Consider the following 11,954-nt stretch of genomic DNA (forward strand, 5'->3'; position numbering starts at 1 on the left):
GGCTGCGATCTTTTGCTTCTAAAAAAAGCCCCCGCCCCAACCCACTGCGGATAGGGGACGCAGCGGGCTGGACGGGGGGCTTCCTATTGCCGGGAGATCACTGCGCGATGGTTTTCACCGACACGCCGCGTTCGATCGGGGTGGAGCGACCGTAGATGTCTTCGAAGCGCTCGATATCGTCTTCACCCAGGTACGAACCCGACTGCACTTCGATGATTTCCAGCGGGATCTTGCCCGGGTTGCGCAGGCGGTGCACCGAGGCGATCGGGATGTAGGTCGACTGGTTCTCGCAGAGCAGGAACACGTTGTCATCGCAGGTCACTTCGGCGGTGCCGCTGACCACGATCCAGTGTTCGGCGCGGTGGTGGTGCATCTGCAGCGACAGGCACGCGCCCGGCTTGACCGAGATGTGCTTGACCTGGAAACGGCCGCCCATGTCCACCGAGTCATACGAGCCCCACGGACGGTAGACCTCGCAGTGGTTCTGGGTTTCGCTGCGACCCTGCTCGTTGAGCGTGTTGACCATCTGCTTGACGCCCTGGACCTTGTCCTTGTGGGCGATCATCATCGCGTCCTTGGTTTCGACCACGACGATGTTTTCCAGGCCGATCACCGACACCAGTTTGCCGTTGCCGTGGATCATGCAGTTCTTGCTGTCCTGGATCACCACATCGCCCTTGCTGACGTTGCCGTTGGCATCCTTCTCGTTGACTTCCCACAGCGACGACCAGCAACCGACATCGCTCCAGCCGGCGGTCAGCGGCACCACGCAGGCGCGTTGGGTTTTTTCCATCACCGAGTAGTCGATGGAGTTGTCCGGGCAACAGGCGAAGGTGGCCTCGTCGAAGGTGATGGTGTCGGCGTCCTGCTGGCTGCGCTCAAGGGTCAGCAGGCAGGTGTCGTAGATGTCCGGATCGTGCTTTTTCAGCTCTTCGAGGAAGCGGCTGGCGCGGAACAGGAACATGCCGCTGTTCCAGTAGTAGCCGCCGGACTCGACGTATTCGGTGGCGCGTTTGACGTCGGGTTTTTCAACGAAGTGCGAAACGCGGCTGACGCCTTCTGGCAGCAGCGAGTCGCCGGTGGATTTGATGTAGCCGTAGCCGGTTTCCGGTTTGGTCGCCGGCACGCCGAACAGCACCATCTCGCCGTTTTCGGCGGCGACGGTGGCCAGGGCGAGGGCGCGTTGCAGGGCTTTCTGGTCTTCCAGCACGTGGTCGGCCGGCAGCACCAGCATCAGTTCGTCACGCCCTTCGTTGACCAGCATCATCGCAGTCAGCGCCACGGCCGGTGCGGTGTTGCGGCCGAACGGCTCCATGAGGATGCGCTGGCATTCGAGGTTACGGTTGGCCAACTGTTCGTTGACGATGAAACGGTGATCCTTGTTGCAGACCACGATCGGCGTGTCCATGCCTTCGAACACCAGGCGCTCCAGCGTTTGCTGGAACAGCGTGTGTTCACCGGTCAGGGCGAGGAATTGTTTAGGGAATTGCTTACGCGAAAGCGGCCAAAGACGTGAACCGCTACCACCTGACAAGATCACCGGAATCATGTTGTTTACTCCATAAAAATCGATTGGTTAGAGGCACGAACGTTGTGTCGTTTCACTCTTGTTGTTGTCTCGTACCGAGAGGCCGCCGCATTCCCCTGTAGGAGCTGCCGAAGGCTGCGATCTGTTGTTCTTGATCTTTAAAAAACAACGTCAAAAAGATCGCAGCGTGCCGCAGCTCCTACAGGGATCAGCGTCTCATCGGGAAATTGTTAGCGAGTCGACACCGGGCGCTTCACCCAGACTGGCGACAGGCTGCTGCCGGAGCCGGTGACGTACAGCACCGCGGCCTCACCGCGCTCCAGCGCGACCGGTTTCACGTCGCCGACTTTCTTGTCACCTTCGTACAGCGCCAGGCTGACTTTCACCGGGTTGATTTCACGCTCGCCACGGCCCTTGGCGGCCACGTTCGGCACAACCTCGGTCTTGCCGTCGGCGGTCTTCAGGGTCAGCGGCTTGTCGCTGAGGTTCTGCACGCGCACCAGGGATTTCTGCTTGTTCTTGAACGGCGGCTCTTCGATCAGTTGCGGCGCGCCGGAAGCGTTGTTGACCAGGGTGTAGTAGTGGTCACCGGCCAGTTTGACCGGCAGGGTCTGGCTGCCGACTTTGGCGCTGTAGTCACCGCCCGGCATGAAGCTGAAGTCGCTGCTGGCCAGTGGCGCTACGTCACTCAGATTGGTGCTGCCGACGGTGGCGCTGACTTCGGCGTTGCTGGCGTTGTAGACCCGCACGAAGGTCGAGCCTTTCGGCGCGGTCGGGCCGTACAGCGCGGCGTCGCCACCGGCAAAGGCCTGGACCGACAGCACGCTCAGACCCGCAACCAGTGCGAAGCGTTTGGCGAGACGACGAGGAGTAGTAGTGAAAGTCATGGTGTTACCTCTCTTTCAGTTTTGCGCCCGATCGGGCGTCTCGGATTTAGTGTTGATGGCTACGTTTTGTTGGCGAGCACCGGCTTGTTTGAGCTCTGCGACCCACTGCGGGTCGGCGTCGCCGATTTCGTTGTTCACAGGCAGATATCGTTCAGGAAACTCCCAGATCAGCACCTGTGGCGGGCTGTTCTTGAAGTCATCGCTTTTCAGGTAGCTGAGCATCGGCAGGATCGGGCCGTGGCCGTCCTCGGCGTAATTGACCACGTCGCTGTGCAGCGCTTGTTTCAGCGCACCGATGAAGTTCCAGTTGGGGTTGGCGCTGTAGCTGGTGCCGATCAGTGCGACCGGTACTTCGCTGCTGGCGAACAGCGCGTCGTCACCAGCCGGTTGCTCGGCGGCCACGGTGTTGCGCTTTTGCAGCGGTTCTTGCGCCGGCATCAGGTTTTCGAACAGCGGATCCAGCGGCAGGAACAGACGCAGGTCGCCCTTGTGCGTGACCTTCTCCGCTGGCGTGGTGACGAAGCGCTGCGGCTCGCCGCTGAGCGGGAACTTGTCGGCGATGGTCTTGGCCAGGGTGTTGGCGGCGATTTCGGCGCCTTCCGGGGTCCAGTGGGTGTCGGTGCGCAGGAACACTTGCTGACCGTTTTGCTTGGCTTGTTGCAGCGGGCCGAGCAGGTCCGGGGCGAGAATCTTGTCTGCCGCGACACGGGCGTGGAAGTCCTGATAAAGGTTGGCGTGAATGCTTGCCGGTTTCACTTCACCCAGGTGTTCCGGGTACAGGCGCACCTTGGCCGGCACGATCGCCATCACCAGTTTCACGCCTTTCTCTTTCAGGGTCTGCCGCACGCCTTCGACCAGCGCGTAGTTGCCTTGCAGGTTCAGCTCTTCGTTGACGATCGGGTTGAATTCTTCGTCGCTGTACAGCCACTGATCGCGACCGAGCACCACGCCCGGACGCCCTTCGTTGAACAGTTTGAAATCCAGCGCCGCCCAGAGGTTGGTGCCCAGTCGCTTGATCGGAAACTGATCGTCGTAGTGGGTTTCCACGGCTTTGGTCCAGCGGCCGTTGAGCACCGTCGCGTCGGCATTGGTGTTGAAGCCGAAGAAGCTGCGCACCGACCACAGACCGAGCACCAGCAGGGTCAGCAGAAACAGCGCGATGTAGAAGATGCGTAATGAGCGGGTCATGTCAGATCCCTCAGAACTGGAAGTAAAGGAACGGCGAGAAGCTTTGCGCCGAGAGTTTGAGAATCGAGGCGATGAACAGCAGCAGGATCAGCCCGCGCATCACGTAGCGCGACCAGTCCGCCGTCCAGTACGCCGGTTGCACCTGGGCTTCGACGCCGACGGTGTAGCCAGGCTCGTGGATGCTCGCCGGGTTTTCGCCGGGTGCGGCTTTGATCGTTCCCGGAGTCGCAGCGGCAGGGCCGTCGGTTTCGACGTTGACCACTGGCTTGGTTTTGACCGGAGGCTGATTGGTGTACAGATCACGCAAGCCAAAGAACGCCAACGTTGCGTACGCCACCACCAGGGTTGCCACTTGCAGACCGGTGAGGCTGGCGCGGTTGAGTTCCGACAGCGACCAGTCGCTGAAGCTGAACATCGCGCCGTACATGCGCCCGGCGACGTGCAGGTTTTCGGCACGGAAGATCACCCAGCCCATCACCACCAGCAGGAAGGTCAGCGCCCAGCGGATCGGGTTGAGGCTGCGCGGCGAGGTGTTGATGCCGAGCATTTTTTTCGATCGCCAGCCACATGCCGTGCCAGGCGCCCCAGACGATGTAAGTGATGTTCGCGCCGTGCCACAGACCACCCAACAGCATGGTCAGGAACAGGTTGCGATAGGTCATCAGCGTGCCTTTGCGGTTACCGCCGAGGGTGATGTACAGGTAGTCACGCAGCCAGGTCGACAGGCTGATGTGCCAGCGACGCCAGAACTCGGTGATCGACTGGCTGATGTACGGCTGCTTGAAGTTTTCCATGAAGCGGAAACCCATCATCAGGCCCAGACCGATGGCCATGTCGCTGTAACCGGAGAAGTCGAAATACAACTGCGCGGTGTACGCCAGCGCGCCCAGCCAGGCATCACCCGTAGTCGGGTTTTGCAGGGCGAAGCAGTGGTCGGCCACTACCGCGAGGGTGTCGGCGATGAACACCTTCTTGATGAAACCCTGCATGAACCGCGTGCAGCCCTCGGAGAACTTGTCGAGGGTGTGGGTGCGGTTGTTGAATTGATCGGCGAGGTCGCGGAAGCGCAGAACCGGGCCGGCAATCAGGTGCGGGAAGATCGCCACGAACGCCGCGAAGTCGATCAGGTTGCGCGTGGCCGGGGTGTCGCCGCGGTACACATCGATGATGTAGCTGATCGATTCGAAGATGTAGAACGAGATACCGATCGGCAGCAGCACGTGGGTCAGGATGAACGGTTCCAGACCGAACGAGGTCATGATCGCGTTGATGCTGTCCACGCCGAAATTGGCGTATTTGAAGTAGCCGAGGATGCACAGGTCGACCGCGACGCCGAGCAGCAGCCAGCGCTGCGCCGGTTTGGTACGCACGCCGGCGGCACCGACTTTCAGGCCGATCCAGTAGTTCCACAGGGTGACGCCGGCGAACAGCGCCAGGAAGTCCACCCGCCACCACGCGTAGAACACGTAGCTGGCGATCAGCAGCAACAGGTTGCGATAGCGTTGCCCGCTCAAGTAGTACAAGCCGAGAAAGATCGGCAAGAACAGAAACAGGAACACGTTGGATGAAAATACCATCCCGATCTCTCCATGTTTGAACCAACAGTCAAGGGCCAAAGCCCCCCCAAACCCCCCACGTAAAACCGGAGGGCTAACTCAAATCTCGCTGCCGCCCTGTAGGAGCTGCCGAAGGCTGCGATCTTTTTGCTTTTTAGAGCGGGGGCAGGCTCTTGAGCCGGTTTTGACTTGTCGATCCCCGGCACATGCAGATTGCCCTCGGCCACCTGATCGCCCTCGAGCTGCGGCTGGGTCACCCAGGTCAGAATGTCGTAGTAGCGACGGATGTTCGCCACGAAATGCACCGGCTCGCCGCCCCGGGCATAGCCGTAGCGGGTCTTGCTGTACCACTGCTTCTGCGACAGGCGCGGCAGCATCTTCTTCACGTCCAGCCACTTGTCCGGGTTCAGGCCTTCGCGGGATGCCAGTTTGCGCGCATCATCGAGGTGGCCGCTGCCGACGTTGTACGCCGCCAGGGCGAACCAGGTACGGTCCGGTTCCTGAATCGACTCGTCGAGCTGATCCTTCATGTAGGCCAGGTACTTGGCGCCGCCCATGATGCTTTGCTTGGGATCGAGCCGGTTCGACACGCCCATCGCCTGAGCGGTGTTCTGGGTCAACATCATCAAACCGCGCACGCCGGTTTTCGAAGTGACCGCCGGTTGCCACAGCGATTCCTGATAACCGATGGCCGCGAGCAGGCGCCAGTCGATTTTCTCTTTCTTGGCGTAGGCCTTGAAGTGCTGTTCGTATTTGGGCAGGCGCTGCTGCAGGTGCTGGGCGAAGGTGGTGGCGCCCATGTAGCCGAGGACATCGACGTGGCCGTAGTAACGGTCTTTCAGGCGCTGCAGGGTGCCGTTCTTCTGCACCTTGTCGAGGTAGGCGTTGATCTCGTTGAGCAGGCTGTTGTCTTCGCCGGCGGCCACCGCCCAGCTCTGGCTGCGCGCATCCCCGAGGTCGAAGGCCACACGGATGTTGGTGAAGTACACCTGGTTCATTGCCACTTCGTTGGAATCGACCAGCGTCAGGTCGATCTGGCCTTCATCGACCATGCGCAACAGGTCGACCACTTCCACGGCGTCGGATTCTTCGTATTCGATGCCCGGAAATTTCTTTTTCAGCTCGGCCAGCTGTTCGGCGTGGGTGCTGCCCTTGAGCACCATGATCTTTTTGCCGACCAGATCGCCGGGATCCGTCGGCCGCGACTGGCCGTTGCGATAGATGATCTGCGGGGTGACTTCGAGGTAGGAGTGGGAGAACCGCACCTGCTTCTTGCGCTCCTCGCTGCTGACCAGGCCCGCCGCCGCCAGTACCGGGCCGTTCGGCTTGCCGATCTGGTTGAACAGGTCATCGAGGTTGTCGGCGGTCTCGATCTTCAGTTCGACCCCCAAATCGTCGGCGAAGCGCTTCACCAGCTCGTATTCGAAGCCGGTTTCACCGCTGCGATCCTGAAAGTAGGTGGCGGGGCTGTTACGGGTAATCACCCGCAGCACACCATCCTCCTTTACGCGCTCGAGTGTGTTGGGTTTATCAACACAGCCGCCGAGCATCAGGAAGAGTCCGGTTGCGATCAGCCATTTGGCGTACCGCGGACGCAAAGCCGTTGGGAAAAACATGTGCGCAGTATACGCAAACGGCTGCGGGCGCCATATCTCGACAGTGAAGGGCTTGTCTGCTAGAGATCACAAAACCGCACGAAACCCCGCAGGAATGGGGCTGAACGGCATTTTGTGACAGAAAAAATAAGCGTGGCCCGCACACGCTCGAAATTTGACTTCAAAGGCAGAAACACAGATTGATATCCGAGTGCAACCGTGCGTAGCGTTTCGGGTGATGTTGAGGGCGGTTTAGGCTAGAATGCACGGCCTCAAAGCACACCCCTTCCCGAGGCTGTCCCGAAGATGTTGATCCTGCGCGGCGCTCCTGCCCTTTCTGCCTTTCGCCACAGCAAACTCCTTGAGCAACTGAGCCAGAAGGTTCCAGCTGTCAATGGCCTGTATGCTGAATTCGCTCACTTCGCCGAAGTCACCGGCGTCCTGACCGGCGACGAACAGCAGGTGCTTGCGCGCCTTCTGAAGTACGGCCCAAGCGTTCCGGTACAAGAGCCGACCGGCCGTCTGTTCCTGGTGTTGCCGCGTTTCGGCACCATCTCGCCATGGTCGAGCAAGGCCAGCGACATCGCCCGCAACTGCGGCCTGAGCAAGATTCAGCGTCTGGAGCGCGGCATCGCGTTCTACGTGGCCGGCCAGTTCAGCGACACCGAAGCCCAGCAGATTGCCGACGTGCTGCATGACCGCATGACCCAGATCGTCCTGGGCAATCTGGAACAGGCCGCCGGTCTGTTCAGCCACGCCGAGCCGAAGCCGCTGACCGCCATCGACATTCTTGGTGGCGGCCGCGCCGCGCTGGAAAAAGCCAACACTGAACTGGGCCTGGCCTTGGCCGAAGACGAAATCGACTATCTGGTCAACGCCTTCAACGGTCTCAAGCGCAACCCGCACGACATCGAACTGATGATGTTCGCCCAGGCCAACTCCGAGCACTGCCGCCACAAGATCTTCAACGCCAGTTGGGATATTGACGGCGAGAGCCAGGAAAAAAGCCTGTTCGGCATGATCAAGAACACCTACCAGATGCACAACGAAGGCGTGCTGTCCGCTTATAAGGACAACGCTTCGGTGATCGTCGGCAACGTCGCCGGCCGCTTCTTCCCGGATCCGGAAACCCGCCAGTACGGCGCGGTGCAGGAGCCGGTGCACATCCTGATGAAGGTCGAGACCCACAACCACCCGACCGCGATCGCCCCGTTCCCGGGCGCCTCCACCGGTTCCGGTGGCGAGATCCGCGACGAAGGTGCCACCGGTCGTGGCGCCAAGCCAAAGGCCGGCCTGACCGGTTTCACCGTGTCCAACCTGCAGATCCCGGGCTTCGAACAGCCATGGGAAGTGCCGTACGGCAAGCCTGAGCGCATCGTCAATGCGCTGGACATCATGATCGAAGGCCCGCTCGGCGGCGCCGCGTTCAACAACGAATTCGGCCGTCCGGCCCTGACCGGCTACTTCCGTACCTTCGAACAGTCGATCACTACTCCGCACGGTGACGAAGTTCGCGGTTACCACAAGCCGATCATGTTGGCTGGCGGCATGGGCAACATCCGTGAAGAGCACGTCAAGAAAGGCGAGATCGTCGTCGGCTCCAAGCTGATCGTGCTCGGCGGCCCGGCGATGCTGATCGGTCTGGGCGGCGGCGCCGCGTCCTCGATGGCCACCGGCACCAGCTCGGCGGATCTCGACTTCGCTTCCGTACAGCGTGAAAACCCTGAGATGGAGCGTCGCTGCCAGGAAGTCATCGACCGTTGCTGGCAGCTGGGCGACAAGAACCCGATCAGCTTCATCCACGACGTGGGCGCGGGCGGTCTGTCCAACGCCTTCCCGGAACTGGTCAACGACGGCGACCGCGGTGGCCGTTTCGAACTGCGCAACATTCCAAACGACGAGCCGGGCATGGCCCCGCACGAAATCTGGTCCAACGAATCCCAGGAACGTTACGTTCTGGCGGTCGGCCCGGCTGACTTCGAGCGCTTCAAGGCGATCTGCGAACGCGAGCGTTGCCCGTTTGCCGTGGTCGGTGAAGCCACTGCCGAGCCGCAACTGACCGTCACCGACAGCCACTTCGGCAACAACCCGGTGGACATGCCGCTGGAAGTGTTGCTGGGCAAGGCGCCGCGCATGCACCGTTCGGTGGTGCGCGAAGCCGAGCTGGGCGATGACTTCGATCCGTCGAACCTCGACATCGCCGATTCCATCGAGCGCGTCCTGCACCATCCGGCCGTGGCGAGCAAAAGCTTCCTGATCACCATCGGCGACCGCACCATCACCGGCCTCGTGGCCCGTGACCAGATGGTCGGCCCATGGCAGGTTCCGGTGGCCGACGTCGCCGTCACCGCCACCAGTTTCGACGTCTATACCGGTGAAGCGATGGCCATGGGCGAGCGTACTCCGCTGGCACTGCTGGACGCTCCGGCGTCGGGCCGCATGGCCATCGGCGAAACCCTGACCAACATTGCCGCCTCGCGCATCAACAAGCTCTCCGACATCAAACTGTCGGCGAACTGGATGTCCGCTGCCGGCCACCCGGGCGAAGACGCGCGTTTGTACGACACCGTCAAAGCGGTCGGCATGGAACTGTGCCCAGAGCTGGGCATCACCATCCCGGTCGGCAAGGACTCGATGTCCATGGCCACCCGCTGGAACGACAACGGTGAAGAAAAAACCGTGACCTCGCCGATGTCGCTGATCGTGACCGGTTTCGCCCCAGTGGCTGACATCCGTCAGACCCTGACTCCGGAACTGCGCATGGACAAGGGCACCACCGACCTGATCCTGATCGACCTCGGTCGCGGCCAGAACCGCATGGGCGCCTCGATCCTCGCTCAGGTTCACGGCAAGCTCGGCAAGCAGGCGCCGGACGTCGATGACGCCGAAGACCTGAAAGCCTTCTTCGCGGTGATCCAGGGCCTCAACGCCGACGGTCACCTGCTGGCGTACCACGACCGTTCCGACGGTGGTCTGCTGACCTCCGTGGTGGAAATGGCGTTCGCCGGCCACTGCGGTCTGAGCCTGAACCTCGACAGCGTTGCTGAATCCTCGGCAGAAATCGCCGCCATCCTGTTCAACGAAGAACTGGGTGCCGTGATCCAGGTTCGCCAGGACGCGACCCCGGACATCCTCGCCCAATTCAGCGCTGCCGGTCTGGGTGACTGCGTTTCCGTGATCGGTCAGCCGATCAACAATGGCCAGATCAACATCACTTTCAACGGTGACACCGTGTTCGAAGGCCAGCGTCGTCTGCTGCAACGTACCTGGGCTGAAACCAGCTACCAGATCCAGCGCCTGCGCGACAACGCCGACTGCGCCGAGCAAGAGTTCGATGCGCTGCTGGAAGAGGACAACCCGGGCCTGAGCGTCAAGCTGAGCTACGACGTCAACCAGGACATCGCCGCGCCTTACATCAAGAAAGGCATCCGCCCACAGGTTGCCGTGCTGCGTGAGCAGGGCGTCAACGGTCAGGTGGAAATGGCCGCCGCATTCGACCGCGCCGGTTTCAACGCGATCGACGTGCACATGAGCGATATTCTCGCCGGCCGTGTTGACCTGAACGAGTTCAAAGGCCTGGTGGCCTGCGGTGGTTTCTCCTACGGCGACGTCCTCGGCGCCGGTGAAGGCTGGGCCAAGTCGGCACTGTTCAACAGCCGTGCCCGTGATGCATTCCAGGGCTTCTTCGAGCGTAACGACAGCTTCACCCTCGGCGTGTGCAACGGCTGCCAGATGATGTCCAACCTGCACGAGCTGATCCCGGGCAGCGAGTTCTGGCCGCACTTCGTGCGCAACCGCTCCGAGCAGTTCGAAGCGCGCGTGGCGATGGTGCAGATCCAGGAATCGAACTCGATCTTCCTGCAGGGCATGGCCGGTTCGCGCATGCCGATCGCCATCGCGCACGGTGAAGGCCATGCCGAGTTCTCCAGCGAAGAAGCCTTGCTGGAAGCCGATCTGTCCGGTTGCGTGGCGATGCGTTTCGTCGACAACCACGGCAAGGTCACCGAAGCCTACCCGGCCAACCCGAACGGTTCGCCGCGCGGGATCACCGGCCTTACCAGCCGCGACGGTCGTGTGACGATCATGATGCCGCACCCGGAGCGTGTGTTCCGCGCGGTGCAGAACTCGTGGCGTTCGGAGGACTGGACCGAAGATGCTCCCTGGATGCGCATGTTCCGTAACGCGCGCGTCTGGGTGAACTGAGGCCTGTGTACAAGCTCGCGTTTTTTGTTCCCGACAGTCATGTCGAGGTGGTCAAGCACGCTGTATTCGCTGCCGGTGGTGGGCGGATCGGGGACTATGACCACTGTGCGTGGCAGGTGCCTGGGTCTGGTCAGTTTCGGCCTTTGGACGGCAGTCAGCCGTTCATTGGTGAGGCGGGGCGGGTTGAGCGGGTCGAGGAATGGAAGGTTGAGCTTGTGGTTGGTGATGCGTTGATTCGTGAGGTGGTGGCGGCTTTGAAGTTGAGTCACCCTTACGAGACGCCGGCTTATGAAGTGTGGCGGCTGGAGGATTTCTGATCTTTCTGCCGCTGGAACGGGAAACCCGCAGATGAGTGATTGTCTGCGGGTTTTTTGTTGCCTGCGATTTGAGGGGTGACTGCGTTTCATTGTGGGAGCTGGCTTGCCAGCGATGGCGGCCTTATAGGCGACCATGCTCTGTCTGATTGAGTGAGTATCCGTTGCTTCGGGTGCGGCGGCTGGCGGTTTCGCCCTTACGGCGACTCACTTTTTTTTACAAAACGCCTAAAAAAAAGTAAGCAAAAAAAAACGCTTGCTCCTGCGTTCGGCCCGCTCGCTGGGGCTCGGGGTCCCTTCGCTGCGGGATCGATCCGGGGGGCAGCGCCTACGGTTTGCTTCGCTGCACCTCCTCTCGCTGTGTTTTGCTGCGCCAAACGGTCGCTGCGCTCCCACCCCCGGATCAATCCCTCCGCTCAGCCTTCCGATGTCGCCCGTGGATCAAGATCAAAAGCGGTACTCGAGCTAACGCTCATCGTGATGAGTGGGCGGCTGCGCCGCATAGGGTATACACAAATCAAAACTGTGGGAGCTGGCTTGCCAGCGATGGCGGCCTGAAAAACGACCAATTTCTATCGGGTGCAGTACTCACCTGTAGGAGCTGCCGAAGGTGCGATCTTTTTGACTTTTKGGTTATTTTTTACAAGGTCAAAGGGACAGAATCAAAAGATCGCAGCCTTTCG

The 11,954-nt window shown here is 61.0% G+C and carries 5 protein-coding genes and 2 pseudogenes; 2 read left to right on the forward strand and 5 right to left on the reverse strand.

Going from position 1 to position 11,954, the window contains the following annotated elements; genetic code table 11:
* Nucleotides 1-97: 97 nt before the first annotated feature.
* The 5 genes and pseudogenes from HT737_RS20920 to mltF all read right to left on the reverse strand — a co-directional run.
* Nucleotides 98-1,549 carry a mannose-1-phosphate guanylyltransferase/mannose-6-phosphate isomerase gene (locus HT737_RS20920; protein ID WP_041064843.1) on the reverse strand — a complete coding sequence of 484 codons (1,452 nt, stop codon included), beginning with the start codon at nucleotides 1,547-1,549 and terminating at the stop codon, nucleotides 98-100.
* Between the two features lie 209 nt (nucleotides 1,550-1,758).
* Nucleotides 1,759-2,415, reverse strand: a complete 657-nt coding sequence (locus tag HT737_RS20925; RefSeq protein ID WP_041064839.1) for an alginate O-acetyltransferase AlgF — start codon at nucleotides 2,413-2,415, stop codon at nucleotides 1,759-1,761.
* A 15-nt stretch (nucleotides 2,416-2,430) separates the two neighbouring features.
* Nucleotides 2,431-3,603, reverse strand: coding sequence for an alginate O-acetyltransferase (locus tag HT737_RS20930; RefSeq protein WP_182403929.1), 1,173 nt, complete (start codon nucleotides 3,601-3,603; stop codon nucleotides 2,431-2,433).
* A 10-nt stretch (nucleotides 3,604-3,613) separates the two neighbouring features.
* Nucleotides 3,614-5,180: pseudogene (locus HT737_RS20935) on the reverse strand (MBOAT family protein).
* Between the two features lie 140 nt (nucleotides 5,181-5,320).
* Nucleotides 5,321-6,775 (reverse strand): annotated as a pseudogene (mltF, locus tag HT737_RS20940) (membrane-bound lytic murein transglycosylase MltF); the annotation flags it as partial.
* 285 nt (nucleotides 6,776-7,060) lie between these two features.
* On the opposite strand from mltF, the gene purL reads away from it, so the two are divergent.
* The gene (purL, locus tag HT737_RS20945) at nucleotides 7,061-10,957 is read left to right on the forward strand and encodes a phosphoribosylformylglycinamidine synthase (RefSeq protein WP_182403930.1); all 3,897 of its coding nucleotides are present in this window, start codon (nucleotides 7,061-7,063) and stop codon (nucleotides 10,955-10,957) included.
* Nucleotides 10,958-10,962: 5 nt separating this feature from the next.
* The gene (locus tag HT737_RS20950) at nucleotides 10,963-11,274 is read left to right on the forward strand and encodes a YqfO family protein (protein WP_182403931.1); all 312 of its coding nucleotides are present in this window, start codon (nucleotides 10,963-10,965) and stop codon (nucleotides 11,272-11,274) included.
* Nucleotides 11,275-11,954 lie beyond the last annotated feature (680 nt).

Source organism: Pseudomonas sp. MD195_PC81_125 (assembly GCF_014060985.1).
Classification (GTDB): Bacteria; Pseudomonadota; Gammaproteobacteria; order Pseudomonadales; family Pseudomonadaceae; genus Aquipseudomonas; species Aquipseudomonas parakoreensis.